Below are 26,842 nucleotides of genomic sequence, written 5' to 3'. Positions count from 1 at the left end.
AGAACGTCATGGACGGGTCGCAGCGCCCCAGGGGAAACGGCCGACCTTGATGGATTTTACGGGTTCCAGCGTGGCGACATTGATCACCGTAACGTCCCCGGAAACGCCGTTGGTGGTGAAAAGCTGCGTATGGTCGGGCGAGAAGGCGAGATGCCAGACACGTCGGCCGACGAGGATGTATTTCTTCACTTCGAAGGTTTCCGCATCGATCACCGCCACATGGTTGGACGGGCCAAGCGCGACGAAGGCTGTCTTGCCGTCGGGCGTGAACTCGAAGCCGACAGGCTGGATCAGGTCGGCGTTGACGCCCGTGATCTCGAAACGAATCTTCGCCTTTTTCGCCTGAGTGGCGACATCGAAGACAGTAATCGTTCCCCCGATCTCCGAGGAAACCCACAACTCTGTGCCGCCTTTGGCGAATTCGGCATGGCGCGGGCGGGAATCGACCAGTGTGTTGGCGAAAATTGCCTTCTTCTCTGTGTCGATCCAGTGCGCCATGTTCGTCGTTTCCGATGTGGTGATGACGATCTTGCCGTCGGGCGAAACCGCCATGCCTTCGGGCTCGATGCCGACATTGATCTGGCTCACCACCTTGCGAGTCTCGACATCGACAACCGTTGTCACCGCGTCGTCCTCGTTGGCGATCCAGAGGTGCTTGTTGTCGGGAGCGAGCACAAACTGCTCGGGGTCCTCCCCGGACGGCAAGTCATGCAGGATCTCGCCGGTCGCCGGGTCCATAACCTGTACCGTGTCGCTGTCGGAAGCGCAGATATAGACGCGGCTGTGATCGGAATTGAAGGTGATGCCGCGCGGCCGTTCGCCGGTCTTGATAGTACGCACAACCTCCAATGTTGCCGTGTCGATCACCGAGATCGTGTCGTCCTTCTCGTTCGTCACCCAGATTTCACCGGCTAGGGCCGGGAGTGGGGCGGCAGCCAAAAATGGAGCGAACAACAGGGCCGGAAATCTCATCTTATCCTCCAAAGGCAGTACAGGCGCTTTCGGGCCGATCAAGGCCCAGCGTGTCCATTTCGTTCGTCTGGTGCAGGTAGCCGTCGAGTGGTGTCAACTCGACCAGCGCGCGAGCATTGACGACTGCCATGGGCTGGCGGAGCTGCCCGTTCCAGGCGCGGTAGCTGAGACTACGGCCCTTGAAACCATCGAGGGCGAACTTGTCCGAGAGGATGAAATTGCGAAGCACGCCGGGATTCGCCGAATTGGTCCGCGTCACCGCCTCGCCGATTGTGCGTAGTGCTGTCCAGGCCGCATAGTCGCGAGCGCCCATCTCGCGCCCGGTTTTCTTCTCGAACCGGTTCTGCAACTGCACGGCCGCCCATTGCTCAAGCACCGGCGCCCAGCCTTCGCCACGAAGCCCGTCTGAGCCTGCGACGGGGCGGGGAAGCCAGGTATTGTCAGCGACATAGCGGGCGAAATCGTCGGTTTCATCGGCGATCAGCAACACGTCGTGATCTGGAAAATCTTGTGTGAAGAGCGGGATTTCCTGACCAGCGGCACGGCGTAGGTCCGTGTCGAAGGTCCAGTCTTTCGAGGCAAGGATTTCCACGCCGAATTTTCGCGCGGAAGCGTGCAGCGTCTCGGAAAAGGCGCGGTCCTCAGGCTTTGGCCCAACAACCAGTACTGTACGGGTCCAGCGCCGTGCTTTCAGTACCTGCATCAGCGCATCGGTGCGCATGGCATCTTCCGCCATGGTATGCAGCAGGTTGGGGCGGCAATCGGCATCGCGCAAGCGCCGGTCGCCAGTGGAAACGTTGAAGAGGAGTGCGCCCCGGGCTTCCGGCAGGTCGGCGACTGCGAGAATGCCCTCCGGCGTAGCGTCAAGGAACAGGATTTTCGACGCGGCAAGCGCCTTGCGGGCGGCATTGAGCAAATCGCTGCCGGGTTCCACCGAGACGACGGCAAGGCTGTAATCGTGGCCCATGAAACTGCCAGTAGTCTTCGTGTCGATCAATGCGACTTCAGCACCCGCAATGCCCCGATTTTCCGGAATGGGATCTAGATTGGAGAGCACGGGCGGCGCCTCCACCTCCTGCCGCAGATAAGTCATCGGTATGGCAATCGCGGCGGCAGCCGACGAAGCGCCAAAGACACATGCGACCGCAAGGCAGAGCCCCCTGCGACACACCATGAAGCGTAACGGCATGTCTCATCCTCCTAAAGGGTAGCATGGCGACAGAACGCAGGGTCCGAAATACGACCTTGGTACCATGGGGTGGGGCGACCTAAGTCGCATATCGCGGTGACCACGGCTTGCCATAGAAAATGAACAATTAGAAATGCGAGGGAGGACCGCATGTCGACCAATATCATTCGCGGCGGCATCGCCGCTCTCATCCTCGTGGCGACGACGAGTTTCGTGATCGCCCATGGCGATGTGACACCGCAACCGGTCAATACGGATGCACTGCCTGACGTGGGCGAAGAGTGGCAGACCGAAAACCCCTATCGCGAGGCGGCGGTCGGTCGTGGTACTTGGCTGAAGGCTGTGGAGATCGGTGCTTCGGGCTTCAACCAGAACTGCGCGCGCTGCCATGGCTTGGGCGCGGTTTCGGGCGGGCTTGCGCCGGATCTGCGCTTTCTTGAGGCCGAGGAAGTAGGTGACGAATGGTTCATTGAGCGCTTTCGCCACGGTTATACTCAGGACGGCACGACCAAGATGCCAGCTTTCGGCGACATTCTTGGCCAGAAGGCAGCTTGGGCGATCCGCACCTATGTGGAAACCCGCCCGGAAGACGGGGCGCTCGATAGTCACGCCCAGCGCTTGCATGAAATCCGCGACGAACTGGGCAGCGGCAAGGTGACTGATACGACTGCACTCAAGAAGGAGCTAGAGGCAATCGCCTCCGAGGTAAAGACCGCGTCTGGCGCGCCCGTCGCCGACAGCGTGAGCTACGAGGCGGCGCGCATCCTTTCGGAAACGCCGGAAAATTGGAAGAAGGCGGCGGAAGTATTGACCATCGGCCTTTCTGCCACGCAGTGAGGCAACATGCTGCGCTATGCCTTGCTGATCTTTGTCCTTGGCGTCGCCTTTCCGGGCGGCGCTTTTGCGCGTTGCGAGGACTACAAGCCCCAGCCTAAGCCACAAAACACTTTCGCACGGGATGTCGGTCGTGATTTCGACCGGATTCTTGAGGACGGCTGGATCGAATTCGCCGTTTATGCGGATTATGCACCCTGGTCCTATGAAATGAAGGGCAAGCCTGTCGGCGTGGACGTCGAGATAGGGCGGTTAATTGCCAAGGCCCTCGGCGTCGAAGCGAAGTTTCGTCTTGTCGCTGCGGGAGAAAATCTGGAAGCGGACCTCCTGAACTATGTCTGGAAGGGCGCGGCTGTCGGCGGCCGCGTCAGCGACGTGATGTTGCATGTGCCCTATGACAGCGCGCTCGTCTGCCGTATCGAACAGGTTACTTTCACTGGGCAATATGCCACGGAAAGTATCGCGATTGCCTATCGTGTGGCCGACTACGAGGAAAAAGGACCGACACCCCCCTTCTTCCGCTTCGATCCGGTTGCCGTCGAAAACGATTCCATCGTCGATTTCTACCTCACCTCCTTGATCGGTCCCGTCGACAAGATCCACCGCTACCGATCGGTGGCTGCGGCGATGGATGGACTGGCGGAGGGCGACACCAAGGCCGCCATGGGCCCGCGTGCCGAACTGGAAGCAGGGCTGGTACGCCATCCCGAAAGTGGATTGAAGGTGTATTCCCCACCGCTCGTTGGCTTTGCCCGGGGAAGCTGGACGGTCGGCGTTGGCATCAACTTCCAGCACAAGGACCTCGCCTATGCTGTCGACGAAGCCATCGCAACGGCACTTGCGGATGGTGGAATCGCCCGCATCTTTGCAGCCCATAGCCTGACTTTTACTTCGCCCAAACGGTAAAGTTCAGAAGGTTGAGACATCGCCCGCAATATCCACAGCGGTCACCCGCGTCACGGCACGCGTTTGACGCAGCGTAGCTCGAATCCGCTCGGCTGGCATCAGGCAGAAGGCGGTGGAAAGGCCATCCGCCAGCGCAGCGCTTTCCGCTTCCACCGAAATCGTCGACCAGTATGGCATTTCGCCGTATGGGTTCAGGATATGAAAGCCGGCTCCGATCCGCATCGCTGACGGGCTTGAAGTGGCGACAGCGTTGCCGGAAAGGCGGCGAATGGCGATTTCGCCAAGGATGGGGTCCTCAATCGAAACGCGGAACGGTCCGCCGAGTGCCGCGAACTCTCCCATATCGATGAGCGCCTCGTCGTAGCCTGCGTCTCGCAGCAGTTCGCGTACGCGGTCGGCAGCATAACCCTGCGCAATGCCGTTGAAAGTTAGCATCTGTCCTTTGTCGAGCCGGACCGGTCGGCCGGGCTGCACCCGCGCCCACCCGATAGCGGCCCGTGCTTGCACGGGATCGCGCCCCTCCGCAAGAGCACGCCAGAGCGGTTGAACCGTCGGATCGAAAAGTCCGTCCGTCATAGCGTGCATCTCGCCCGCAAGGCGCAGCAGGTCGAGGAGGGCAGGGGGAGGATCGTTGAGCTGGCCTGTAGCATTCAATCGGCTGAGGGCGGAATCGGGTCTGAAAAGGCTTGCTGCGGCCTCCACTTCTGTAATCGCTATGCCGATTTGGCGGGCAACATCTTGCGCAAGATCACGTGGACCTCGCAGATCGACACGTACTGTGCCGCCGAGCATGTCGGCTTGCCAGCGCGTGATCCCAGCACGGGCGGAGCTTGAAAAGGTCGCGGCCGCAGCAGTGATCAGGAGGAAGCGACGCCGGTTCATGTCCGTACCGCCCGTGGGTTTTGTGTGCCCTTGCGGCGGGCCAGTACGAGAGGTACGCATTGCGTCTTGTCATCATGGATCGAGACGCAATCGAGACACTGGAAGCACTGCGAATAAACGACCTCGCCCGTCTTGCGGATGGCGCCATAGGCGCAGCGTACGCGGCAAAGCTGGCAGGGTGAGCCGCATTCCACACGTCGGGGAATCCAACGGCGCAGGCGCAGAAGGCCACCGATGGCCATGAGTGCCCCAAGCGGACAGACATAGCGACAGAAGCCCTTGAACGTGACCATGGCAAGGAGCAACCAGAAACCAGCATAGGCAACATAGTACCACTCACGCTGGAAGAGCGTTGTAACCGCCGTCTTGAAGGGTTCGATCTCGGCGGCAGTCTCCACCTTCTCCGGTGCCAGCACTGCGACCACGACGAGGCCCGCGAGCGTAAGCCACGCGCCGGCCTTCAATCGACTGTCCCAGGCAGAGGAGGGGTTCCATTGCGGCAGCCGCAGCAGTCGTCCGAAATGATGTGCGAATTCTTGCATGGCGCCGAAAGGACAGAGCCAGCCGCAGAAAAGGCCACGTCCCCACAGCACGAAGCCGAGAATGGCGCCCCCCCAGATCAGCAGTGAAAATGGATCGTAGAGCAGCACTGCGAGGTTGCCACCACCAATCGCCGTTCTCAGCACGGCGAGCGGTGTGACGATCGAAAGCTGGCCTTGCCCCCACCAGCCCACGAACGCGACGACAAGTGCCAGGAAGACGAACCGCACGGGACGCAGCACTCTGGGTTGAGAGAGACGATGCATGCCAGGGCCGACTGCGACCAGCAAGCCGGTCAGAAGCATACCGAGCGCGGCGAGGTCCCCCGTCCGATCCACCATTGCAGCCTGCCATGGCGGCAGCGCGGCGGCGGTCACCGGACGGGTGAAGAAGGCGGGGTCAGCTTTGAGGATGAGTGGGAAATGGGCCGAGCCAATCTCCGGCTTCAGCATGCCATGCATGCGCACGGCCTGCGCGAAGAGTGTCCAGTCCCGTGTCGGATCGAAGCCGAGACGGCGGTCGATACGCAGCAGCATCGTCGTGCCCTGCGGTACGTCTGCCCGCGTCTCCACCACAAGATCGGCATCGCGAAGCGCGACAGGCAGGCCGTCCTGTTCTGCCGCCAAGCGGTCCGGGGCCGTATTGCGCACGAAATCCGGGGATACAAGCCCATGACGCCCAGCCTCGATGAGGAGGATTGGCTCGTCATTGGGAGAGACCTGTGCCAGGCGCTGGAGATCGGCGAAGCTTTCGTCACTGAGCACGGCACGCGCGATGGCTGGGGGACCGATATCGATCGCCCAGAGATTAAGGAAAAGTCCATCCGGATCTGCTGTCGCCGCCGGGTCGTCATGCGCCCATATCGTCTTGCTGAAGGCCGCATCGAGTATTGCATTGCTGACTTTGAGATTCAGGGCGAGGCCTCGCTCGACCAGCTTCGACCAATCAAAATCTTCATCGACCAATGGATCGGGGTACACCGGTGGACCACTTGCCACGCCCTGCATTTTCTCGCGCACCACGTCGAGCGTTGCAGCGAGGATCGATTCATGTGCGATGCGCACCGAGGCTGTCGCCTTTGTCACTCCATCGAGATAGACGAGGTCGGAGCCATTGCCAGCCTCGCCATAAGGCGTGCCGACGACCAAAGGCTCGCGGATCGAATGCCCGCGATACTGCTCGAGAAAGGCGCGCAAGGGCGCTTCTCCGAGACCGGAAACAAAGATGGGCTCGTTGTGTGAGATAAGCCTGATATCGAGGAAGCGTCCGTCCAGGTCAATGGTGACGAGCATGTTGATCGGCACGCCCGAAAAGCCGGGCAGCGGTGCCAGCGACTCTGTCTCGAAGACATAACCAGCCTCCGCCCCGCCGGAGTTCAGTAGCGTCCAGACACCCTTGTCGTTTACCGGTTCGCCTAGCGCATAGGGCGGCACGATCATGCCGGCCAACGCCTCGCGGTCGAGGGTGGCGGCCATTACGCTCCGCTCGCACAAGAAAAGGTTGAGGGCGAAAATGCTCAACAGCACGACGCATCGCGCCAAGCTCTTCTCCATCGCCAGATCCTCCCATGCCAAATCTACGCATCTATGGGAGAGCTGCCATACGACCAAGGTCGCGGATCGGCACCATGATACGGCGGCTATAGTTGAAGCAGGAGATTTTCAATGGCGCAAATCCATGCCGAAGACCGTCCGTCGGGCTGTGTCTTCTTTCTATCGCTCGGCCTTTTCGGCCTGCTTTGGGCAGCGCTCGCCTATCTAAAGGCCGACCCGACTGTCTTGCCGGGGCCTGTCGATGTGGCGCGCGTCTTCTGGTCGGAAACCATCGCTGGACGTCTACCGCGCGAGCTTGTGGCAACGCTGCTGCGTGTGGCTGTTTCCTTTACGCTTGCCATGGCGGCAGGCAGCCTGCTTGGTTTTCTTCTTGGCCGCTATCGGATTCTCAACCGCTGGGCCGATCCCTGGGTCACGATCTTCATGAATCTGCCAGCACTCGTGTTGATTGTGCTCTGCTATCTCTGGATAGGACTCAACGAAGTGGCTGCCATTGTGGCGGTGACCCTCAACAAGACAGCCATGGTAATGATCACCGTGCGGCAGGGCGTGCGCGCCTTCGATCCGATGCTGGAGGACCTTGCAGCCGTCGCGCGATTGTCCGGTCGCGAGCGTCTTCGCCACCTCGTGCTGCCACAGCTTGCGCCGTGGCTTGCAGTCGCTGCGCGCAACGGCATCGCTGTGATCTGGAAGATTGTGCTTGTCGTTGAGTTTCTTGGCCGATCGAATGGCATCGGCTTTCGCATTCACCTCTATTTCCAGCAGTTCGAGATCACACATGTATTGGTCTATTCCCTCGCATTCGTCGCCGTTATGCTGATCGTTGAGCAAGGGGTTATCCAGCGTTGGGAAGCGCGTGCGACGCGTTGGAAAAGGCAATAGCGAGCGTGGACGGCCACTCAACAAACAGCAATTCGAAGCCCTCGCAATCGTGACGATGCGCCTTGCCACGGCAGATCGGCAAGTCGCCGCTCAAACTTTTGGCTGTGCAGTGACTTTACAGTCGGATCAACCATTCGACGCTGTTTGCCGACAAGCAGAACCATATGTGGCCTTCTCCTGATTGATCAAGGCGAACCTCATCGACTTGTCTCCTTTGTTAAGAACGCCCTTGCTTTCCTAACAAAGCTCGTTTTCACGACGTAACCGAGCAAGTTCCTTTTGAACATCAGCAGTATGTGGGCTGCAAGCAAATCCTGCTCATCAAATAATCGCCGCCGACGATCCAGTGTGGATTTGCCAATGCCCAAAATCGAGATGAACCGCTGCAAGCCACCGACTGATCGGAGACCCGCATGGCGAGTTGGTCCCCTTCAGGATGCCGGGCCGACATAGAGGTCGGCATAGGTTTGCCTTAGGACATTCTTCTGCACCTTGCCCATCGTGTTGCGCGGCAGGTCGTCGACGAAGAGTACGCGTTTGGGCTGCTTATAGCGGGCTAGCCGGTCGTTGAGAGCGGCGAGAATGGCCTTTTCGTCAATGTTGGCATCCTTCTTTCGCACGACGACGGCGGTCACGCCTTCGCCGAAGTCAGGATGCGGCACGCCGATGATGGCGCTTTCGACGATGCCCGGCATGCCGTCGATCTCGGTTTCGACCTCCTTCGGATAGATGTTGTAGCCGCCAGAAATCACAAGGTCCTTGCCGCGACCGACGATGTGGACATAGCCGCGCTCGTCGATTTTGCCGAGGTCGCCGGTGATGAAGAATCCGTCCGCGCGGAATTCCACTGCGGTCTTTTCAGGCATCCGCCAGTAGCCCTTGAAGACGTTCGGCCCCTTTACTTCGATCATGCCTGTCTCGCCGTCCGCCAGTGGCTGGCCGGTTTCCGGAACGACGACGCGCAGGGAAACGCCGGGTAGGGGGAGGCCCACCGTGCCGGCAATGCGGTCGCCGTCATAGGGGTTGGAGCTGTTCATGTTGGTCTCGGTCATGCCGTAACGTTCCAGAATGGCCTGGCCAGTCATCTCGGAGAAACTGTGGTGGGTTTCCGCCAGAAGCGGTGCGGATCCAGACACGAAGAGCCGCATGCCGGCGGTCGCTTCGCGGGTCAGTCCAGGATGCTGCACCAGCCGGACATAGAAGGTCGGCACGCCCATCATTACAGTGGCGGTCGCCATCAACCGCAACGTCTCGTCCGCATCGAATTTAGGCAGCATGTACATCGACGCGCCTGCAAGCAACGTCACGTTCGAGGCGACGAAAAGCCCGTGCGTGTGGAAGATCGGCAGGGCGTGGATCAAGCGGTCCGCACTGGTAAAGCGCCAATGGTCGCGCAGGGTCAGGGCGTTGGAGAGCAGGTTGTCATGGGTCAGCATTGCGCCTTTGGAGCGCCCTGTCGTGCCGGATGTGTAGAGGATCGCGGCAAGGTCGTCCGCCCCGCGTTCGGCATTGAGAAAATCAGCCTTCTCGTTGGCTGCAAGTTTCGTCAGCGAGCCGCCGCCTGCCTCGTCGAGTGTTTCGACGTGGGCGTTGTGCTTGGCCGCGATGGTGCGGACGCCGTTGGCGGCTTTCGGCGTGGAGACGACGAGGCGCGGTTCAGCATCGCCAATGAAGTAGTCGAGTTCGGCCAGCGTATAGGCGGTGTTGAGCGGCAGGTAGACAGCGCCGGCACGCAGGCAAGCGAGATACAGCATCAGTGCTTCCGGGCTTTTTTCCACCTGCACGGCAACCCGGTCGCCCGGCTTGACGCCGAGCGTGTCGAGCGCCCCGGCAAGCCGCCCCGACAGCGACAGCATGTCGGCATAGGTCCATTGCCGGCCGTCGAGGGTTTCGATGAAGACGCTGTCGGCCTGTGCCGCGGACTGGATCGCGTCGAAAAGATGGTTGCTCATGCATTCAACTCCCTGTTTTCCTTGCCTTGCCGATCCTGTTCGCCTGGTGTGCCGCCCGCCAGCCGCACGAGATCGCGTCCGCCGCGGTCCGCAGGAACGAGGCGGCGGATAGCTGCCGTGGTGACAACCTCGTTCCGCCCGGCAAAGGCTTCGTGGTTCGTCTCGATATCATCAAGCTTGTAGAGGTAGTTGACCATCAGCCCATGCGCCTGACGCATGGCGCGCGGGGAGCGGTCGGCGAGGAAGTCGAGGCGTTCCAGCCGTGCGCCGTTGCCGAGATGGAAGCGGGCGACCGGATCGACGATCCGTCCCTTGGCGTCCCGTGCGCGCAGGAAGTACCAGGCGGCCGCGGCGACCATCACCGGCTGCACGGCGGCGGCCTCTTCGTTATCCGCCCAGTCCGCGACGTCGAGTGTGGCGAGCTTTGCTTTCTCGGCCTCGCCGAGCACGTCGGAAGTATCCGCGCGGCGTTCCCGCGAAAGCCAGGCGGCAAAACCCGGCACGGGGGAAAGGGTGACAAAAGTGTCGAGTCGCGGCAGGTCACGGCGCAGGTCCTCGACCACCTGCTTGATCAGGAAGTTGCCGAAGGAAACGCCACGTAGGCCCTCCTGGCAGTTCGAAATGGAGTAGAAAACCGCCGTCGTGGCCTCGTTTGCCGGCACGAGGTGGCGGTCCTCGCGCAGAAGATCGTCGATCCGGGCCGGTATTTCCCGTGTCAGTGCCACTTCAACGAAGATCAGCGGTTCGTCAGGCAGTTGCGGGTGAAAGAAGGAGAAGCAACGCCGGTCCTCCGGTGCGAGCCGACGGCGCAGCTCATCCCATCCGCCGATATGGTGGACTGCCTCGTAGCGGATAATCTTTTCCAGAATATCGGCCGGCGTCGACCAGCTTATCGGCCGTAGCACGAGGAAGCCGCGGTTGAACCAGGAGCCGAAGAGATGGGCGAAATCCGCATCGACGGCTTCAAGGTCGGGATCCTCCGTCTTGAAACGCAGCAGCGCTTCGCGCATCGCTACCAGCGTCGCGATGCCGCTCGGTGCCAGGTTGAGGCGGCGGATAAGTTCCTGCCGGCGCGGTTCGGCGGCGATGTGCAGTTCCAACAGTGCCTTTGGGTTCTGGTCGGCGCGATAGGCATCGATTGCGGCTTCGAGACGTGCCGTCTTCGGGCCGAAGCCCGCGAGTAGCATACGCATGAAGGCCCGCTGGGATTCGCCGTCGAAGGTGCTCCAGCGGTCGAGGATGTCCTTTGCGAGCGCCATGCCGGAGGCTTCGCCTCGGCTCGACAATAGCGTTTCGCATCGCTTCGCGATTGCGCTCAAAGAATCGAGTGCATCTTCGCGTGCGCCGAAGGAGAGGAAGCGTCGCCCCCGCTCGGTGATGGTCTGCAACATTTCGCTGAAGAGAGATGTGGTGCTCATTGAATGACTCCCAGCATGTGGTTCGGCAGCCATGTGGCAATGCCGGGGAAAATGCAGAGAATGACGATGGCAAGGAACATGACCAGCACATAGGGCAGCGAGCCCCAGAGAATGTCCCGCGTCGGCACGCTTGGCGCGATGGCGTTGATGACGAAGAGGTTGAGGCCGATCGGCGGGGTGATCAGGCCGACTTCCATGTTGATCGTCAGAACGATCGCGAACCAATAGGGGTCGAAGCCAGCCTGGGTAATGATGGGGAACAGCATGGGCGCCGTCATGACGATGACGGCGACCGGCGGCAGGAACATGCCGCAGACAAGCAGGAAGACGTTGATGATCGCCATCAGCACCCAACGGTTCACCTCAAGGTCGGCGATGGCTGCCGCTACGGTCTGTGTGATGAAAAGGGAGGACAGGGCGAAGGCGAAGAGTTCGGCCGCTGCCATGATCATCATAATCATCACACTTTCGCGCATGGCCGAGCCGAAGATGCCGGCAATCGGCTTCACCCGGAAGAGCCGGTAGGCTATCACGACGACGACAAGCGTCAGGAAGGCGCCGGCGCCAGCGGCCTCTGAGGGGGTCGCGATACCGCCATATAGCACATAGAGCGTGCCGGCGATGATGGTGAGGAAGGGTAGGATGCGCGGCAGGCCGGCAAGCCGCTCCTTCAGCGTGTAACGCACGGACCGTGCGTCGAATTCATAGCCCTGGCGTTTGCAGTCGATGACGGCCCAGATCATGAACAGGCTGGTCAGCATCAGGCCAGGCAGGACGCCCGCCATGAAGAGTCGGCCGATCGAGGTTTCCGTCGCGATGCCGTAGACGATGAGCGTCACGGAGGGTGGAATAAGAATGCCGAGCGTGCCGCCCGCTGCAATCGAGCCGGTCGCGACCGAATTCGGATAGCCGCGCCGCTGCATTTCCGGAATGCCCATCTTGCCGATGGCAGCGCAAGTTGCTGGCGATGAACCGGTCATGCCGGAAAAGATGGCGCAGGCGCCTATATTCGACAGGACCAGCCCGCCCGGCACGCGGTTCAGCCAGCGGTCGAGGGAGGTATAGAGATCGGAACCCGCTGGCGACGAGGCGACCGCTGCGCCCATCAGCACGAACATCGGAATCGACACATAGGCAAGGTTCGCGATGCCGGAGAACATCGTGTCCCCCAGCACGAAGAAGATCGCCGCGCCGCTTTGCAGCCAGAGCGCCAGGAAGGCGGCAAGGCCGAGCGCGAAGGCGATCGGCATGCCGGTCGCAAGCAGGGCGAAGAGGCAGACGATGATCATCAGGCCAGAAAATGTCGGGCTCATCGCGGGAACTCCTTGGGAAGCGGCAGGTCTTTGCGGCCATCGGTTTCCGCCAGGCCGGGAAGCGGGGCGTGGCTACCGTTCGACGTGACGCCCTCGCAGATCAGGACGAGGATCTGGGCGATGTATTGCAGGCACAGCGCGGCAAAGCCGAGCGGCAGCGCGGAAAGCGGCAGCCAGAGCGGTGGCGCCCAGACGCTCGAATGGCGCCAGCCGCCGATCCAGGCTTCATGAAACTGCATCCATGTGGCGACGAGCATGATGGTGCAGAACGCGAGGCCCAGCAGGCTCGCGACCAGCCGCATGCCAGCGCGGGTGCGTGTGCTCACCATCATTTCCATTACGTCGACCCCGACATGCCCGCCCTTCATCAGCACATAAGGCGCGCCGAGGAACATGGCGGCGGTCGCCGAGAACACCACGAAATCTGTCTGCCAGATCGTCGGAAGGCGAAACACGTAGCGCATGAGGATCATCTGGCACACGACGAGCATGGCCGCGATGAGAAGGAGCGTCGAAAGGACGGCGAGAGCGCGTGAAAAAGCGCCCGCCGCCCGGATATAGGCGTTGACCATCTGAGGCTTCCCTGTTGTCCATGGAGCGGTTGGCAGGGCTGCGGCCCTGCAAACACCTTGTCCTCTTTATTTCACCGCGAGCGCCTTCTCGATCAGCTTATCGCCGTTCGGCACTTTGGCAGAGAAATTCTTGTAGGAGGACTGCTTGGCCACTTCGAGCCAGGCGTCGTAATCCTCCTTGGTCATTTCAACCACTTCGACGCCAGCCTTCTTGTAGGTGTCGATCATGATCTGGTCACCCTTGCGCACTTCCTTGTTGAAGAAGGCTTCGGCTTTTTCGCCGGCGGCAAGAATCGCCTTCTGCTGAGCTTCGGTCAGGCGTTCGAAGACACTTTTGGACATCAGAACCGGCTCGTACATGAACCACAGTGCATTCTCTCCCGGCGCTGTCAGGCATTTCGCCTGTTCGAAGAGCCGATAGGACACGAAGCTTGCCGAAGAAGTGTTGGCCGCGTCAAGCACGCCTGTCTGCATGCCAGTGTAGATTTCCGAGGATGGCATGGAGGAGATTGATGCGCCTGCCGCCACCAGCATCTCCTCAAAGGCGGGGCCAGCCGCGCGGATGACTTGCCCGTTGACCGTATCCGGCTTGGTGATGCAGTGCTTCTTCGACGCAAATGCGCCCGACAGCCATGCATCGGCAATGACGATGGCACCGGCATTCTCGATAATGCCCTTGATGTCCTTCATGAATTCGGAATCGTTGAGCCGCATGGCGCGGTCGAAATTGCCGACGAGGCCCGGCATCAGCGTCGCCGAGAATTCCGGATGACGGCCGGACGCATAGTCGAGTGGGAAAGAAGTCAAGTCAAGCAGACCGCGGGTGACCGCGTTCCACTGGTCGTTCGGCTTGTAGAGCGAAGCGCCGGGGAAAACCTGGATTTCGAGATCGACGTTGGCCGCAGCGACTTCGCGGGCGATGATCTGCACCATCTCGTCGCGGATGTCGCCCTTGCCGCCCGGAAACTGGTGTGATGCCTTCAAGACGGTTTGCGCCGATGCCGTCCCGGCCATGAGTGCCGCTGAGACGCACAGCAGATGTGCAAAATGCTTCATTTTTTCTCCTCCCTTATATTCCGGCCCTCCCGCCAGCTTGATATAGAGTGTGCCTTGGTACTGTGCACAATGTCAATCTTTCTGTATACAAGAAGGCAAGCATTGCATAATTGAGGACGGGCGATGAGCGAGAACACCTATTACAAGTTGCGGGACGAGATCGAGAACGGCATCCTTACGGGCGTTTTCGAACCGGGCGAACGGCTCGATGAAGTCCAGCTCGCCACCCGTTTCGGCGTCTCGCGCACACCGATCCGCGAGGCCCTGATGCAGCTTAGTGCGATCGGTCTCGTCGAAATCCGCCCCCGGCGCGGCGCCGTGGTGGTCGATCCTGCGCCCGAGCGGGTCTTCGAGATGTTCGAAGTCATGGCGGAGATGGAGGGCATGGCTGGCGCGTTGGCGGCCCGGCGCTACAGTGACGCCGACCGGCTTGCGTTCGCTGAAGCTCATGAGCGCTGTGAGGCGGCGGCGAACAGCGAGGACACCGACCGCTATTACTACGCTAATGAGATATTCCACCGGGCGATATATACTGCAAGCCACTCCGGCTTTTTGGAGGAGCAGTGCACGACGTTACACCGGCGGCTCCGGCCTTACCGGCGCCTGCAACTTCGTGTGCGCAACCGCATGAAGGTGTCGCTCAAGGAACATGAGGAGATCGTCGCGGCGATCCTTGCTGGCGATGCCGAGGCCGCTCGGGCGCGCTTGCGCGGCCATATCGCCGTGCAGGGCGACCGCTTCAGCGACCTCGTCGCCTCGCTCGGAAAGCGCGAACGCACGTCCGCGGAATAGGTTCGGTAAGTCGGCGGCGTGGCTGTCGTTGACCATCAGGATCGTCAGTCCGATGGCGAAGCGGTTCTCATAGTGATGACGAGCGGGCGTAGCGTGGCCGCTGGTGTTGTTGATTTGGGCATTGACAAATCCACACTGGATCGTTGGCGGCGGTTATTTGAAGCCGCCATACCGAGCCATGATCTGGCTGCGTTTTCCCTATAATCCTAAATAAGCGCTATACCTGTGTGGTTATTGTTCGGATGAGTACCGACTTACATTTACGGCGCCATCTTCGGCACTCCGCCTGTTAAGCCGTGCAGGCGGAGGCGACAATTCAGCTCTCAGATACGGATGAAGCGGTTCGTGTTCCTCAAATCCTCCCTTCTCGTGCATTTCAGTCATGCGCTTCCCCCTATTCAGGAGCGAGGCGCATTGTAAATCTGATCGAGGTTCTATTTGCGTGTGACCTGACGCTTCTTCCGATTGAAACGTTCAAGCAGTTTGGGACTGAAGAAATCACCCGGCGATGCACTGTTGAGTGATCCAGATCGATGCCGCATTCCGCCATCATTTCCTCCAGATTGCGCAGGCTTAGATTATTGGCCAGGCCCCATCTCATACAGATTAAGATAACTGACTTATCAAATTCTGGGTCCAACTCATCATTGTTCTTCCTTCACTCGTCGATCCGTTCAATCGTGGCCTGCATCGATCCCGGTCGCGTGAATATTTCGCCGCCGGTGTCGATGACGCCGAGGCTGATCAGTCCCGGGGAATATCGGAAAGCCTTGTGGAAGATCGCGAGATTGCCCCAGGGCGCGTAATAGGCAATGTCACCGGCGACCGGATCGATCCCCTCGGGGGCGCTCTCCCGGCTCAGTTTGCGCGGCAGGTCGCTGATCTTCTCCGTCGCGGCATAGTCCGTCAGCGTAAGGGTCAAAGGTAGCAGTGCCGCGAAATCCCGTGCTGTCGGCGTATCGACGAGTGTCCCAGTCAGTGTTCGGTCTTCCAGGACAATCCTGATCTTCATCCCAATGTCCTGATGCCCTGCGTTTTCAGCCTGCTGAGCACCGGATTGTCCGGGCATCAAGGTCAGACCGGCGATCCCACCAATGACACTGCGCCTCGAAATGCCGGACACAGGAACGGTTTGAAAGATGTCCGCTTGGTCTGCCATAGCTTCCTCCATGAGCGCTGAGCGTCTGCTCCTTCGTTTCGTGTACAGAATGAAATATAGCGGGCATCTGCCATGGCGATTAGAGGCAGGGAGTTGCATGGACTTGTGAGTTCTCTTCATTAATGACGATTGTTCTCGATGTTTTGAAGAGTCGCCGTTCGGTCGAAGCGCTATTCGCTGATCCTCGCTTCATCTTCAATATCTGAGAGGCCCTCCGGATTACATTCCCATCGGTCGTAACTCGCGAATGAGATCGATGAGAAGTCGCAGCCCCGTCGGCACCTGACGTCTGCTCGAATAGTAAATATGGAATCCATCGCCCTTGGAGGACCAGTCCGGAAGCACCAGCCGCAACCGGCCGTCTGCGATGTAAGGGGCAACGAGCGGCTCCGGGAAGTACATAAGACCAACGCCGCCGAGGACGGCGATCAATCCTGTTTCCGCCTGGTCGACGGTGATCGACGTCGGGACCGTGACCTGCAGTTCTTCGCCGTTGTGCTCAAGTTCCCATCGATAGACGCGATCATCGCCGAGCCGACTGCTGATGCATCGGTGCTGAAGCAAATCGTTGGGGTGTTCGGGAACGCCGAACCGTTCGAGATATTCGGGCGATGCCGCAATCACCCAACGCATGTCGGCCGACAGCCTCTGGGCGATCATATCCTCCGGAACCGTGCCGCCATATCGAATGCCAGCGTCGAACCCGGCATCCGTCACGTCGACCATGCGATTGCTGGCGACGATATCGAGCTCAACGTCCGGATAGCGTTCGATGAAGGTGGGAAGCACCGGCGCGAGCAGCAGATTGGCCGCTTCGACAGCTGCGTTCAGGCGAATGCGGCCCGTTGGGGCGTCCCGAAAGCGGTTCAGCATCTCCATTGCGGTATCGATGACCTCGAACGGCTCGCTGATCGCCGCAGCGAGAGTTTCGCCGGCGGCAGTGAGCGTGACGCTCTTGGTCGTCCGGTTTAACAACCGCACGCCAAGACGGCTTTCCAGTCCCTTAAGGGCATGGCTCAGAGCGGAAGCGCTTACACCGATTTCGATGGCGGCGCGGCTAAAGCTCCGATGCCTGGCGATAGCCAGAAAATAGGTCAGGTCTGCGATATCGGCGCGATTTGTTTGCATGCTACGCTCTTTCGTCAGTGCTACTCATTTCCGCATCCCCGTTTCGAAGTGCGGCGCTTATGTCATGCAAGCCGGATTGGAAGGTCCGAAGCGAAGGCACCGATCATTTTGCTCATTTCAGCACGAAGCACTGCTGAATTACTCTCACAAGACCATATAGCAAACCCCGGTAACCCAAGCACCGATTCCAGTTTAGGATCAGCTTTCGAGACAACTTTCGGTCGACCAATCGTATCTCGCGCCGGTGCAACGCGCGAAACGTCTCCCCAAGAATGACGAAAGGAAAAATGTTATGCAATATGCTCATCTGGGCCGTTCGGGCCTGAAGGTCAGCCGCCTGTGCCTCGGCACGATGAATTTCGGCGAGATGACTGACGAGCCGACCAGTTTCCGGATTTTGGATGCAGCTGTGGAGGCCGGCATCAACTTCGTCGACACGGCCGATGTTTATGGCGGCCCGCAGTCACCCGACATGGAAAAGGGCTTCGGTCTCTCGGAGGAGATTATTGGGCGATGGATCGCGGAACGTGGTAGCCGCAACGATATTGTGCTGGCGACCAAGGTCTATCAGCCGATGGGCCTTGGTCCCAACGACCGCCGGCTGTCGGCGCTGCATATCCGGCGTGCCTGCGAGGACAGCCTTCGGCGGCTGAAGACCGATCACATTGATCTCTATCAGATGCACCACGTTGACCGCTTCACGCCCTGGGAAGAAATCTGGCAGGCAATGGAGCTATTGGTGCAGCAGGGCAAGGTTATCTATGTCGGCAGCAGTAACTTCGCCGGATGGGATATCGCGACGGCGCAGGGTGCGGCCCGCCCGCGCAATTTCATGGGCCTTGTCGCCGAACAGAGCCTCTACAATCTCTCAGCCCGAACCGTCGAGCTGGAGGTGATCCCGGCCTGCCGCCACTACGGTCTCGGCCTGATCCCCTGGAGCCCGCTCGGCGGGGGCTTATTGGGTGGCGTCCTGAAGAAGGTGGTATCGGGACGCCGGGCGCGTCCGGCGATGAAGGATAAGATTGTGCAGTATCGCCCGCAACTGGAAGCTTATGAGGCGCTTTGCAAAGACCTCGGCGAGCGTCCGGCCGATGTCGCGCTGGCTTGGTTGCTTCACAATCCCGTCGTGACCGCTCCCCTGGTCGGCCCGCGCGCAGTTGAACAGCTCACGGAGGCCTTGCGTGCCATGGAAATCTCGCTGTCCGATGATGTGATGCGCTGCCTCGACGAAATATGGGCCGGTACTGGAGAGGCACCGCAAGCGTACGCCTGGTAGTTGCTAGGGACTGGCAAGCTTCACTGTCCTTGACGGACTGCCGGAAGGCCGCCACCGTTTACTTGTGAGGGTTGCTCAAAGGTCCGTGGAGCATTCCAAGGGTAATCGCATCATCCCGTTTGCGCTAAATTATAAAACAGGCACAAAGGATAAAGATGGTGATCCCATGAACAGACGCGATTTTCTGAAAGCTGAACTGGCTCTGGCCGCTGCAGTTGGCAGTGGTTTGCTGACTGCCAGCACCGCTCAGGCACAGGCGGTCAGCAAGCCGCATAGAACCGATACCAAAACCTTACTGATCGCGTCGCATCCCTATCCGGAACGATCGGTCATGATTAAGGGTTTGCAGCAGGCGGCTGAGAGCGTCGACGGGGTGACCGTGCGCAATCTGGAGACCATCTATGGTTTCGACACACGTGCAATTGATGGTGCGGGTGAACGCGAGATCACGCGGCAGCATGACCGGATCGTGTTCTTATTCCCGACTCATTGGTTCAACATCACGCCGATGATGAAAGCCTATCTAAACGATGTATGGGGCAGCGTCGGTCCCGGCTTGTGGCAGGGCAAGGAAATGCTCGTCGTCACGACCGCAGGCGGTGGTGCCTCAACCTATGGGGCATCAGGCAGAATCGGGATCGATCTCGCAGACGTTTTCTGGCCAATGAAAGCCAGTGCTCTGCATTGCGGCATGACCTATCTGCCGCCGCTGGCGTTTCAGGCGGTCACTGCGTCAGAGCTGTCCCAATATCAGCGGCGATTGATCGAGCGGCTTCAGAGTTGAAGCTGCGACGTGAGCTTGAACATCGAAGATCCGTTCAAGCCTCCGTCATAGAAAGAAGATCCAGAATGCCACATAGCCCCCAAAAGGGCGATCCCTATACCCTTTCACATCGTCACGGGTAGTCGCGCCTTCTTGGCGCGGGCCTTGGCTTTCTACGGAATTCGCTACCTAGTGCAACTGTGCCCGAAGATCGGGCGATTGCGCCAAGCGATGTTGCGGCGCTTTGGATTGTAACGGGTGAAGACGCCCGAAAAGAAATCGAGAAAGAATAATGTCCATGACCCTGCTCCAGCGGTCGGCTTCGCCGACTGATCGCTCCCTTCTGCCCTTGATGGCATCGGTCTTCGCTGTCTTCCTGGTCACGGGCGCCGCGCTCCCGGCCTTGCCGCTGCATATCCATGAGGGGCTCGGTTATGGTCCCTTCATCGTCGGCCTCGCCACCGGTGCGCAGTTCGCGGCGTCACTGCTCTCGCGCCTCTGGTCTGGCTCGGTTTCTGATCGGCATGGACCAAAACGCGCAGTTTCAGCCGGGTTGGTCATGGCGGCGTTTGCTGGCCTGTTCTATCTGCTATCCCTTCTCGCCGTTCACAATCCTGTCGCTTCTGTCGCGATCCTGCTGGTCGGCCGTGCGCTGCTCGGCGGTGCGGAGAGCTTCATCATGACCGGCGCTCAAAGCTGGTGTCTGGCGCTTGCCGGACCGGGCAACGCTGGCAAGATGATCGCCTGGATCGGCACAGCTATGTTCGTCGCTCTGGCGATCGGTTCGCCACTCGGTAGTTTCCTCTATGAGAACTGGGGCTTCGCCTCAATTGGTCTGGCGACATCCACCGGTGCGCTGATTACACTGGCGCTCGTCATGCCCATCCCCGCCATCAAGCCGATTGAACAGGGCGAAAAGGCCATCGCCACGGTCCTAAAAGCTGTATGGCTTCCGGGAACTGCCATGGCTTTCGCTGGTCTCGCCTACGGTGTGATGACTTCTTTCGTTGTGCTTCTGTTTGTGCAACGGGGCTGGCAACCGGCATGGCTACCCTTTACCGCTTTCGCCGTTGCGCTGATGGTGGCGCGCATCTTTTTCGGGGCTGTGCCAGACCGGCTTGGTGGCGCGCGGGCTGCAATGATTTTCGTTGTCATCCAGAGTGCAGGCATCGGCCTGATCTGGATCGCGCCCGTCGCCTGGGTCGGATTCACCGGAGCCGCGATTGCCGGATTCGGTTACGCGCTCGTCTATCCAGGCTTCGGCATGGAGGCGGTCAGCCGCGCGCCGGCGGCTTCGCGCGGACTTGCCATGGGCGTTTACAGCGCCTTTTTCGATCTGTCGTTGGGTGTTTTGTCGCCGATGCTGGGGCTGATCGCAAACGTAGCTGGCATTGGAAGCATCTTCCTGATCACCGCATTGCTGGGCCTCTGCGCCTTTCCGATTGCGGTCCGGCTTCTGCCGTCTCATCATCATCACTTGGAAAGCAAGGGATAGGCGACCTCCCGCCGCGAAATTGGAGTTTTCGAGCGCTGCCTTGTAAGACAATTATGTTTGGAACCATCAATGAAGGAGACGAAATGCCCCATATTGTCGTGAAAATGGTGGCCGGCAGGAGCGAGGAGCAGAAACAGAAGCTGGCTGGTGCTCTCGCCGATACTCTGGCGAGAGTCCTTGGTTGCGGCGATGATGCGGTTTCCGTCAGCGTCGAGGATATTGCGGCAAGCGACTGGTTCACAAAGGTCTACGATCCGGAAATCGCGGGCAGGGCGGATACCCTCTACAAGAAGCCCGGCTATTCGCGGCCATAGGGTCCAAGGGATCGGGTCAGCTCTGCGGCGGCGTGATTGCTGGCGGCTCAGTTGAGAGCGGTGGCACGATGCCGTCGACCGGATGAGGCACATAGGGCGCCTCGAGCGCTGAGATCTCTTCACCCGTGAGCGTGAAGGTCAGTCCCTCGACGGCCGTCGACAGATGCTCGTGCCTGGTTGCGCCGATGATAGGAGCCGTAACCTCTGGCTTCGACAGCAGCCAGGCCAGCGCTACATGCGCACGCGGCACGCCATGCTTCTCCGCAATCCGGGTCACGGCTTCCACGACCTCGCGATCCTGCTCTGCCGCCTTGAGATACATGCTCAAAGCGAAGGCGTCATTCTGGGTGCGTGTGGTGGTTTCGCTCCAGGCGCGGGTCAGCCGGCCGCGCGCCATGGGGCTCCACGGAATGACGCCAACGCCCTGGTCGGCACACAGCGGCAACATCTCGCGCTCCTCTTCGCGATAGAGGAGGTTGTATTGCGGCTGCATGGAGATGAAGCGGGTCCAGCCGTTGCGCTCGGCGACATGCTGCATCTTGGCAAATCGCCATGCATGCATCAACGAGGCACCGATATAGCGGGCCTTGCCCGCCTTTACGATGTCATGCAGCGCTTCCATCGTCTCTTCGACGGGCGTGTCGTGATCGAAGCGGTGAATCTGGTAAAGGTCGACATAGTCCATGCCGAGCCGGGTCAGGCTGTCATCGATCGCCTGAAACAGAGCCTTGCGAGACAGGAAGCCAGTGTTGGGTGCGTTCCGCCACGGAAAGAAAGCTTTCGTCGCCACGACGATTTCATCGCGGCGCGCCATTTCCTTTAGCGCGCGCCCCATGATCTCTTCGGAGCTGCCGCCTGAATAGATGTTGGCGTTGTCGAAGAAGTTGATGCCCGCCTCGAGCGCCTGCCGGAAAAAAGGTCGCGCGGCTTCTTCCGGTAGCGACCACGGCTGCGGTAGCCGTTCGGGCTCGCCGTAGCTCATGCAGCCGAGGCACAGGCGCGACACTTTCAGGCCGCTTTTGCCAAGATTCACATATTGCATCGTTTTCTCCCGTCCGAATTAAAGACCATCGAGGCCGGCACCTTTGACGCTGTTGTCCTTTGAATAATGCCGCCGTCATCTGCCATCTGAAACGACCCCAGCTTGATTTGCGCCGAAGAAGGGACTCTCCGGCGCGATAGCGGTGTCAGTGAGCGGTAAAGCCGCCATCAACTGGCAAGGCGGTGCCGACCACAAAGCTCGCGCCGGGGCTGCACAGCCACAGCACGGCGGCTGCGATCTCGTCTGCGTGCCCGAGGCGGCCGATCGATTGCTCCTTCAGGATTTCCTGCATGACGTCGGCCTGGCCCTTCAACATGTCTTGCACCATGGGTGTGTCGATCGTGCCGGGGCAGATGGCATTGATGCGGATACCACGCGATGCATATTCGACACCGGCGCTCTTCGTCATGCCTATTACTGCATGCTTGGTTCCGTGATAGGCCGCGCGTGCAGGAAGGCCGACGAGGCCGCCGAGCGACGAGTTGTTGACAATCGCGCCGGACCCTTGCTCCCGCATCACGCGCAACTCATGTTTCATGCTGGCCCAAACGCCAAACTGATTGACTGCGACGACACGCTGGAAGTTTTCGGCCGGCTCATCGGCCGCGTCACTTGGTGGAACCTGGATACCGGCATTGTTAAAGGCCATGTCAAGCCGCCCATATTCGGCCACGGTGCGATCAACGGCGGCGGCAACCTGTGCCTCATCGGTAACATCGCAGCCTATACCGATAGCAACGCCGCCTTCGGCGACGATCTTCGCGGCCTCTTGTTCAGCACGAGCTGCGTCCCGGTCAGCCAGGGCGACGGATGCCCCACTTAGAGCAAATGCACGCGCAGCGGCAAGGCCCATGCCCATCGCAGCGCCGGTAACGAAAGCTACCTGTCCCTTGAAGTCATATGTTGGATTCATTTCGCACGTACTCCTGTAAGAAATTGCCGTCAGCGGCTTCGTAACAAGAATAGGCGAGCTTCATGCGGCAAAATAAGACAGCAATCGTTGCATGGTCCTGTGAGCTCAACTCATGAATGAACCCGTTTCGTTGGCAATGTGCGAGAGCTTTCTGTATTCTAAATAGTATTATTGAGTACCTTCAGGTTTGCGCGATATCACTTGAAGCCTGATGAGAAATTTTCTGCAATTGCCTGAACAGCGGCGTGGATAGGGCCCGCAGTCAGGCTTGGCAAAACTGAACCATCGACAACATAAAGATTGTCCAGTCCGCGCAGACGCAGATCAGCATCAACGACAGACATTTCATCTTTACCCATACGGCATGTTCCAGAAGGGTGGTGATGTGTGATCACTGCCTTGGCAATAAAGGTGTCAATGTCTTCGCTTGTTGCAAGCGGCTCTGGCAGTATTTCATGGTCGCGCCATTCAGCCAATTCAGGGCGATGTCCGATTTCACGTGCGGCACCGAGCGCTGCTCGGAAGAGATTTCTATCATTTTGTGTCTGAAGATACCGGGGGTCAATTATAAGTGGGCTGTCCGGCGCATCTCCGGTGATGCGTATTTCGCCTCGACTGGTAGGGTGTGTAACACCAAAAAGGAAAGAGTAAGCGCTTCCTGGAGCAGGTGCAGTAAAGCTCTCGGAAGCGATTGGAGCCACGCCGCAGCCAACGACGATTTCTGGCTGGCCACCGGCTGAGAAATCTCCGGCACGCATATAAGCCATGCTTTCCGAATGTTGCAGACGCGACGGAGGCAAATGCTTCTTAGTGGCATACAGATTGCCCGCACCAAGCAGATGATCCATCAGGTTAAGCCCCAGTTCTGGCGCTTTGACTCGGCAAGTGACACCGGCTTCGCGGAGTACATTTTCGCGCCCTATGCCAGAACGCATTAAAAGTGCGGGGCTTTCCAGTGAGCCTGCGGACAAAATGATTTCGCTTGCCGTGACGGTAGCTAGTCCTTCCGGGCCTGCGAGTTCAATTGCTGAAACGCTTGATTTTTTCAATTTGAGGTGGCGGGTCAACGTGCCTGTCATGATTGTCAGGTTCGGTCGCGCGCAAACTTCGGGCGTGAGCCATGCTTCAGCGACAGTGACGCGGCGTCCGTCACGGATCATCAGTGAATTGGGTGTGACCCCAATCATTTGGCCGGTATTGTGGCCCGGGATACGCGGCAGGCCGAGTGCATTGCCCGCCGCCATGAATGCCTGGGTCAGTGGACTGACTTCGTCGTCTGGTATCCAGACCGGCATCGGACCGCCTTTGCCGTGAATACCATCGGCACCCGACACATGGTCTTCATTTGCCATGAAAGATGGCAACAGACCTTCCCAGCTCCAGCGCTTGTCACCTGTAGCTTCCGCCCATGCAGCGAAATCTGCCGGGTGCCCACGCATATAGCCCATAGCGTGGAGCAGGCTTGATCCGCCAAGGCCTTTACCGCGTGCCCACGCGAAGCTTCTGTCTGCAGCATGTTTCTGAGGTGTCGTCTTGTAATCCCAATCATAGCTGCGATGCTGGATCGCGGGCCACATAGAGGGCTTTAAAATGTCCGGGTCTGATGGTCTCCCACCGGCTTCGATTAGGAGAACACTACGTGCAGGATCTTCGCTTAGACGCGCTGCTATAAGGGCGCCGGCAGAGCCGGCACCAATAATTGCCACATCATATTGTGCCATGGTCTTACTTCTGATCTTTAGGAATAACTGCGCCTTCCAGCGTCATCACTTCACCGTCCAGCGATACGGAGCAATTGCGCAGCGGAATATCCAGATGGCATGGCGTATCGCGATCACCGCCCGCTTCTGTGTTTGGCCCCGATGACCACAGGAAGTTGCCTGCAAATGAGCGGGCATCCATACCGAGCTGGGCTTCGGGGTTATAGAGGCCTAGCACTGTCCAGTTTGCGCGGTTCTCAAGTCCCCAGCCAACATGCGCCATGGCATAGGCACGTGGATCGTTGAAGCTTTCCATGAATTTGCGCATGAATTCAGCATCATAGCCACCCTTAATGTCGACAATGAAGCCTTTTTCAATGGTGACAGTGATTGGAGCGCGAGCATATTTTTTGAATGGCAGCAGAATATCGCCTTCATCGATAACGATTGTTCCTTCGGCGCTGCCTTCATTCGGCCAGCGAGCCGAGAAGCAGCTTGGCCAATGGTCCCAGCGGCCAGGCTCGTCGGCAAGGCCATATTGAGTGAGCACCGGATATTGGCCAAGACGACAACGGAAATCCGTACCTGCCTTTGAGGTGACATGCATTTCTTTGGCGGCAGCAAGAACGCGCAATTTGTCTTCCGGACGCGGGATCTGGCGCATCATGATTGTCGGAGGCTCGACTGCGAGCAACATGCGCGTGCCGGTTTTAAGCACTTGTTCCTGTTCTTTTGAGAACAAGAGCTGCAATGTGTCGATGACGAGATCAGAAGCCTTAAGGCAGGCGAGGGCAGCGACATTGCCATCCAGCGGGGTCTTGCCGATATAACCGGATTTATCAGGGGAGATCGCCTTTTCGCTGTTCACGGGGGCGAGATTAAGTTCGGTGACGACAGCACCCAAATCAGAAGCGGCAAGCTTGGCGATATAGGCAATCTGCTTGTTGCTGTCGTCGCTCGTCAGAATTGTGACTTGCTCACCAGCTTTCAGGTTGCACATTTCGAGCACCTGTCTCCAGCCCTTCAAAAACTGTGCGTCACTGATAGACATGATAGATACCTCCGTTGGGCGTGGCCCGTTTGTTTGGTAACTGCATCCACGAGAGTTGCGGTTGTGGGACAACCGTATTTTTGTTTTTTGTGGTCGCAGCCAGTTCCCTTGGTTGGATGTTTTACAATGCTGTCTGATTGGCCAGCGTGAAGAAGTTGCGATTGTAATGAAGCAGCGGTGATGTCTCCGGGCCAAAGCGAATGGCTTTCACCTGACCTATGAAAATCGAATGGCTTTCGGTTTCTGAGACGGATGCGATTTCACAATCGAGATTGGCCATTGCGTGATCGAGTGCCGGTGCACCGGTTGCAAGACGTGTCCAGCCATAAGGTGCAAACTTGTCTTCGCCCATTTCACCGATCTGTCCGGCAAATCGCATGGCGATCTCCCTTTGGGCATCTGCGAGAATATTGACGTAGAAACTGCCAGCAGATGTGATCGCCTTGTGTGCTTCGCCAAAACGGTTGATGCAGACGAGCATGGAAGGAGGCGTGATGGACATAGAACAGACGGCTGTGGCTGTCAGTCCACGTCGTGTTTCGCCTTCTCCGGCCGTAATGATGTTGACGGTTGCTGCAAGCTGCCGCATCGCCGTGCGAAAATCATCGGTTAGCTGATCAATAGGGGGATGGCTCATAGGATGCCTCCTTTTGCAGCAATTGCGGTTTCCAAAAAAGTGCTGCCGAGGCGAGGCGATAGTCTGTGCCGCGCGCGCCGACCAATTGTACGCCGACTGGCAGGCCTTTCGGCCCTTTGGATACGGGCAGGCAGACGAGAGGCACTTGTAGGACGCTCCAGAGCCGGTTGAAGATCGGATCGGCGGTCGCCATGCCCTCAGGCGCTTCGCCGGGTGCTGCAAGTGTAAGCACGGCATCAAAACGGGATAGAATTGCATCCATCATGTGACGGATTCCCGGAATTTCTGCCATTGCTGCACGATAGCGTGGCTCATCAATGCGGCCCTGATCCTCCAGCATTGCGCGCGTGACAGGCGTCAGATCATTCCAGTTATGGCTGATTTCGGAAGCAAGAGACTGAGTGACTTCCCTGCCCATAACAGCTTCGTGGAGATCAAAAATACTGTCAAACCAGCCTGGTGCCGGAATAATGGTCAGTTCAGCGCCTGCCGTTTCGGCCACG

General features: G+C 59.1%; 26 protein-coding genes and 1 pseudogene. 9 read left to right on the top strand and 18 right to left on the bottom strand.

Annotated features, from left to right (window positions below):
* Window positions 1-6 precede the first annotated feature (6 nt).
* Window positions 7-972, bottom strand: coding sequence for a YVTN family beta-propeller repeat protein (locus CEV33_RS11520; protein ID WP_094540641.1), 966 nt, complete (start codon window positions 970-972; stop codon window positions 7-9).
* Window position 973: 1 nt separating this feature from the next.
* Window positions 974-2,029 carry an ABC transporter substrate-binding protein gene (locus CEV33_RS11515; RefSeq protein ID WP_235818401.1) on the bottom strand — a complete coding sequence of 352 codons (1,056 nt, stop codon included), beginning with the start codon at window positions 2,027-2,029 and terminating at the stop codon, window positions 974-976.
* 282 nt (window positions 2,030-2,311) lie between these two features.
* Between CEV33_RS11515 and pedF the strand changes: the two genes are divergently transcribed.
* Window positions 2,312-2,998 carry a cytochrome c-550 PedF gene (pedF, locus tag CEV33_RS11510; RefSeq protein ID WP_094540639.1) on the top strand — a complete coding sequence of 229 codons (687 nt, stop codon included), beginning with the start codon at window positions 2,312-2,314 and terminating at the stop codon, window positions 2,996-2,998.
* Window positions 2,999-3,004: 6 nt separating this feature from the next.
* The gene (locus CEV33_RS11505; protein WP_094540638.1) at window positions 3,005-3,901 is read left to right on the top strand and encodes a substrate-binding periplasmic protein; all 897 of its coding nucleotides are present in this window, start codon (window positions 3,005-3,007) and stop codon (window positions 3,899-3,901) included.
* 3 nt (window positions 3,902-3,904) lie between these two features.
* Here the strand turns inward: CEV33_RS11505 and CEV33_RS11500 are convergent, their stop codons facing one another.
* On the bottom strand, window positions 3,905-4,783 hold the full coding sequence (locus tag CEV33_RS11500; RefSeq protein WP_167388149.1) for an FAD:protein FMN transferase: 879 nt from the start codon (window positions 4,781-4,783) through the stop codon (window positions 3,905-3,907).
* A complete protein-coding gene (locus CEV33_RS11495) occupies window positions 4,780-6,798 on the bottom strand; it encodes a 4Fe-4S binding protein (RefSeq protein WP_094540719.1) in 2,019 nt (672 codons plus the stop codon). Before CEV33_RS11495 ends, CEV33_RS11500 begins: the two co-directional genes overlap by 4 nt.
* 189 nt (window positions 6,799-6,987) lie before the next feature.
* Here CEV33_RS11495 and CEV33_RS11490 point away from each other — a divergent pair, with 189 nt between their 5' ends.
* Window positions 6,988-7,758 carry an ABC transporter permease gene (locus CEV33_RS11490; RefSeq protein WP_094540636.1) on the top strand — a complete coding sequence of 257 codons (771 nt, stop codon included), beginning with the start codon at window positions 6,988-6,990 and terminating at the stop codon, window positions 7,756-7,758.
* Between the two features lie 431 nt (window positions 7,759-8,189).
* Here the strand turns inward: CEV33_RS11490 and CEV33_RS11485 are convergent, their stop codons facing one another.
* From CEV33_RS11485 to CEV33_RS11465, 5 genes are all read right to left on the bottom strand, one after another.
* Entirely contained in the window at window positions 8,190-9,710 is a 1,521-nt protein-coding gene (locus CEV33_RS11485; RefSeq protein ID WP_094540635.1) for a malonate--CoA ligase, read from the bottom strand.
* The gene (locus CEV33_RS11480; protein WP_094540634.1) at window positions 9,707-11,128 is read right to left on the bottom strand and encodes a malonyl-CoA decarboxylase; all 1,422 of its coding nucleotides are present in this window, start codon (window positions 11,126-11,128) and stop codon (window positions 9,707-9,709) included. Before CEV33_RS11480 ends, CEV33_RS11485 begins: the two co-directional genes overlap by 4 nt.
* Window positions 11,125-12,441: a TRAP transporter large permease gene (locus CEV33_RS11475; RefSeq protein ID WP_094540633.1), complete on the bottom strand. Its 1,317-nt coding sequence runs from the start codon at window positions 12,439-12,441 to the stop codon at window positions 11,125-11,127. The genes CEV33_RS11480 and CEV33_RS11475 overlap by 4 nt, the downstream gene beginning before the upstream one ends.
* A complete protein-coding gene (locus tag CEV33_RS11470) occupies window positions 12,438-13,013 on the bottom strand; it encodes a TRAP transporter small permease subunit (protein ID WP_094540632.1) in 576 nt (191 codons plus the stop codon). Before CEV33_RS11470 ends, CEV33_RS11475 begins: the two co-directional genes overlap by 4 nt.
* A gap of 66 nt (window positions 13,014-13,079) precedes the next feature.
* Entirely contained in the window at window positions 13,080-14,069 is a 990-nt protein-coding gene (locus tag CEV33_RS11465) for a TRAP transporter substrate-binding protein (protein WP_094540631.1), read from the bottom strand.
* A gap of 123 nt (window positions 14,070-14,192) precedes the next feature.
* On the opposite strand from CEV33_RS11465, the gene CEV33_RS11460 reads away from it, so the two are divergent.
* A complete protein-coding gene (locus CEV33_RS11460) occupies window positions 14,193-14,861 on the top strand; it encodes a GntR family transcriptional regulator (protein WP_094540630.1) in 669 nt (222 codons plus the stop codon).
* 18 nt (window positions 14,862-14,879) lie between these two features.
* Complete coding sequence (locus CEV33_RS11455) at window positions 14,880-15,065, top strand: hypothetical protein (RefSeq protein ID WP_094540629.1); 186 nt, start codon at window positions 14,880-14,882, stop codon at window positions 15,063-15,065.
* A 233-nt stretch (window positions 15,066-15,298) separates the two neighbouring features.
* On the opposite strand, the pseudogene CEV33_RS11450 reads toward CEV33_RS11455, so the two are convergent.
* The 3 genes and pseudogenes from CEV33_RS11450 to CEV33_RS11440 all read right to left on the bottom strand — a co-directional run.
* Window positions 15,299-15,462: pseudogene (locus tag CEV33_RS11450) on the bottom strand (IS6 family transposase); the annotation flags it as partial.
* A gap of 57 nt (window positions 15,463-15,519) precedes the next feature.
* Complete coding sequence (locus CEV33_RS11445) at window positions 15,520-16,020, bottom strand: cyclophilin-like fold protein (protein WP_235818400.1); 501 nt, start codon at window positions 16,018-16,020, stop codon at window positions 15,520-15,522.
* 219 nt (window positions 16,021-16,239) lie between these two features.
* Window positions 16,240-17,148, bottom strand: a complete 909-nt coding sequence (locus CEV33_RS11440; RefSeq protein WP_094540628.1) for a LysR family transcriptional regulator — start codon at window positions 17,146-17,148, stop codon at window positions 16,240-16,242.
* 292 nt (window positions 17,149-17,440) lie between these two features.
* On the opposite strand from CEV33_RS11440, the gene CEV33_RS11435 reads away from it, so the two are divergent.
* The 4 genes from CEV33_RS11435 to CEV33_RS11420 all read left to right on the top strand — a co-directional run bounded on the left by CEV33_RS11435 (window position 17,441) and on the right by CEV33_RS11420 (window position 20,996).
* The gene (locus tag CEV33_RS11435) at window positions 17,441-18,424 is read left to right on the top strand and encodes an aldo/keto reductase (protein ID WP_094540626.1); all 984 of its coding nucleotides are present in this window, start codon (window positions 17,441-17,443) and stop codon (window positions 18,422-18,424) included.
* A gap of 166 nt (window positions 18,425-18,590) precedes the next feature.
* Complete coding sequence (locus CEV33_RS11430; RefSeq protein ID WP_094540717.1) at window positions 18,591-19,208, top strand: NAD(P)H-dependent oxidoreductase; 618 nt, start codon at window positions 18,591-18,593, stop codon at window positions 19,206-19,208.
* A 271-nt stretch (window positions 19,209-19,479) separates the two neighbouring features.
* Window positions 19,480-20,682 carry an arabinose transporter gene (locus tag CEV33_RS11425; protein ID WP_208620189.1) on the top strand — a complete coding sequence of 401 codons (1,203 nt, stop codon included), beginning with the start codon at window positions 19,480-19,482 and terminating at the stop codon, window positions 20,680-20,682.
* 83 nt (window positions 20,683-20,765) lie between these two features.
* Complete coding sequence (locus CEV33_RS11420) at window positions 20,766-20,996, top strand: tautomerase family protein (RefSeq protein ID WP_094540715.1); 231 nt, start codon at window positions 20,766-20,768, stop codon at window positions 20,994-20,996.
* Between the two features lie 16 nt (window positions 20,997-21,012).
* On the opposite strand, the gene CEV33_RS11415 is transcribed toward CEV33_RS11420, so the two are convergent.
* The 6 genes from CEV33_RS11415 to CEV33_RS11390 all read right to left on the bottom strand — a co-directional run bounded on the left by CEV33_RS11415 (window position 21,013) and on the right by CEV33_RS11390 (window position 26,841).
* Window positions 21,013-22,038, bottom strand: coding sequence for an aldo/keto reductase (locus CEV33_RS11415; protein ID WP_094540623.1), 1,026 nt, complete (start codon window positions 22,036-22,038; stop codon window positions 21,013-21,015).
* Window positions 22,039-22,183: 145 nt separating this feature from the next.
* Window positions 22,184-22,951, bottom strand: coding sequence for an SDR family oxidoreductase (locus CEV33_RS11410; RefSeq protein ID WP_094540621.1), 768 nt, complete (start codon window positions 22,949-22,951; stop codon window positions 22,184-22,186).
* 197 nt (window positions 22,952-23,148) lie between these two features.
* Window positions 23,149-24,672, bottom strand: a complete 1,524-nt coding sequence (locus CEV33_RS11405; protein WP_094540618.1) for a GMC family oxidoreductase — start codon at window positions 24,670-24,672, stop codon at window positions 23,149-23,151.
* Window positions 24,673-24,676: 4 nt separating this feature from the next.
* Window positions 24,677-25,702, bottom strand: coding sequence for a M29 family metallopeptidase (locus tag CEV33_RS11400; RefSeq protein ID WP_094540616.1), 1,026 nt, complete (start codon window positions 25,700-25,702; stop codon window positions 24,677-24,679).
* A 121-nt stretch (window positions 25,703-25,823) separates the two neighbouring features.
* A complete protein-coding gene (locus CEV33_RS11395) occupies window positions 25,824-26,339 on the bottom strand; it encodes a flavin reductase family protein (RefSeq protein ID WP_094540614.1) in 516 nt (171 codons plus the stop codon).
* Window positions 26,320-26,841: an amidase family protein gene (locus CEV33_RS11390; RefSeq protein ID WP_094540611.1), complete on the bottom strand. Its 522-nt coding sequence runs from the start codon at window positions 26,839-26,841 to the stop codon at window positions 26,320-26,322. Before CEV33_RS11390 ends, CEV33_RS11395 begins: the two co-directional genes overlap by 20 nt.
* Window position 26,842 lies beyond the last annotated feature (1 nt).

It is taken from the genome of Brucella grignonensis, from assembly GCF_002252505.1.
In the GTDB taxonomy this organism is placed as follows: Bacteria; Pseudomonadota; Alphaproteobacteria; order Rhizobiales; family Rhizobiaceae; genus Brucella; species Brucella grignonensis.
Note: the sequence above shows the minus strand (reverse complement) of the source record. Positions and strands in the feature narration are given on the sequence as shown.

Bases quoted from the DNA above. Each gene is read 5' to 3' on its own strand.
- CEV33_RS11495 (WP_094540719.1), bottom strand. From the start codon at position 6,798: ATGGCCGCCACCCTCGACCGCGAGGCGTTGGCCGGCATGATCGTGCCG.
- CEV33_RS11395 (WP_094540614.1), bottom strand. From the start codon at position 26,339: ATGAGCCATCCCCCTATTGATCAGCTAACCGATGATTTTCGCACGGCG.
- CEV33_RS11410 (WP_094540621.1), bottom strand. From the start codon at position 22,951: ATGAATCCAACATATGACTTCAAGGGACAGGTAGCTTTCGTTACCGGC.
- CEV33_RS11425 (WP_208620189.1), top strand. From the start codon at position 19,480: ATGTCCATGACCCTGCTCCAGCGGTCGGCTTCGCCGACTGATCGCTCC.
- CEV33_RS11470 (WP_094540632.1), bottom strand. From the start codon at position 13,013: ATGGTCAACGCCTATATCCGGGCGGCGGGCGCTTTTTCACGCGCTCTC.
- CEV33_RS11460 (WP_094540630.1), top strand. From the start codon at position 14,193: ATGAGCGAGAACACCTATTACAAGTTGCGGGACGAGATCGAGAACGGC.
- CEV33_RS11415 (WP_094540623.1), bottom strand. From the start codon at position 22,038: ATGCAATATGTGAATCTTGGCAAAAGCGGCCTGAAAGTGTCGCGCCTG.
- CEV33_RS11490 (WP_094540636.1), top strand. From the start codon at position 6,988: ATGGCGCAAATCCATGCCGAAGACCGTCCGTCGGGCTGTGTCTTCTTT.
- pedF (WP_094540639.1), top strand. From the start codon at position 2,312: ATGTCGACCAATATCATTCGCGGCGGCATCGCCGCTCTCATCCTCGTG.
- CEV33_RS11475 (WP_094540633.1), bottom strand. From the start codon at position 12,441: ATGAGCCCGACATTTTCTGGCCTGATGATCATCGTCTGCCTCTTCGCC.
- CEV33_RS11480 (WP_094540634.1), bottom strand. From the start codon at position 11,128: ATGAGCACCACATCTCTCTTCAGCGAAATGTTGCAGACCATCACCGAG.
- CEV33_RS11420 (WP_094540715.1), top strand. From the start codon at position 20,766: ATGCCCCATATTGTCGTGAAAATGGTGGCCGGCAGGAGCGAGGAGCAG.
- CEV33_RS11440 (WP_094540628.1), bottom strand. From the start codon at position 17,148: ATGCAAACAAATCGCGCCGATATCGCAGACCTGACCTATTTTCTGGCT.
- CEV33_RS11520 (WP_094540641.1), bottom strand. From the start codon at position 972: ATGAGATTTCCGGCCCTGTTGTTCGCTCCATTTTTGGCTGCCGCCCCA.
- CEV33_RS11500 (WP_167388149.1), bottom strand. From the start codon at position 4,783: ATGAACCGGCGTCGCTTCCTCCTGATCACTGCTGCGGCCGCGACCTTT.
- CEV33_RS11505 (WP_094540638.1), top strand. From the start codon at position 3,005: ATGCTGCGCTATGCCTTGCTGATCTTTGTCCTTGGCGTCGCCTTTCCG.
- CEV33_RS11430 (WP_094540717.1), top strand. From the start codon at position 18,591: ATGAACAGACGCGATTTTCTGAAAGCTGAACTGGCTCTGGCCGCTGCA.
- CEV33_RS11435 (WP_094540626.1), top strand. From the start codon at position 17,441: ATGCAATATGCTCATCTGGGCCGTTCGGGCCTGAAGGTCAGCCGCCTG.
- CEV33_RS11405 (WP_094540618.1), bottom strand. From the start codon at position 24,672: ATGGCACAATATGATGTGGCAATTATTGGTGCCGGCTCTGCCGGCGCC.
- CEV33_RS11445 (WP_235818400.1), bottom strand. From the start codon at position 16,020: ATGGCAGACCAAGCGGACATCTTTCAAACCGTTCCTGTGTCCGGCATT.
- CEV33_RS11400 (WP_094540616.1), bottom strand. From the start codon at position 25,702: ATGTCTATCAGTGACGCACAGTTTTTGAAGGGCTGGAGACAGGTGCTC.
- CEV33_RS11465 (WP_094540631.1), bottom strand. From the start codon at position 14,069: ATGAAGCATTTTGCACATCTGCTGTGCGTCTCAGCGGCACTCATGGCC.
- CEV33_RS11485 (WP_094540635.1), bottom strand. From the start codon at position 9,710: ATGAGCAACCATCTTTTCGACGCGATCCAGTCCGCGGCACAGGCCGAC.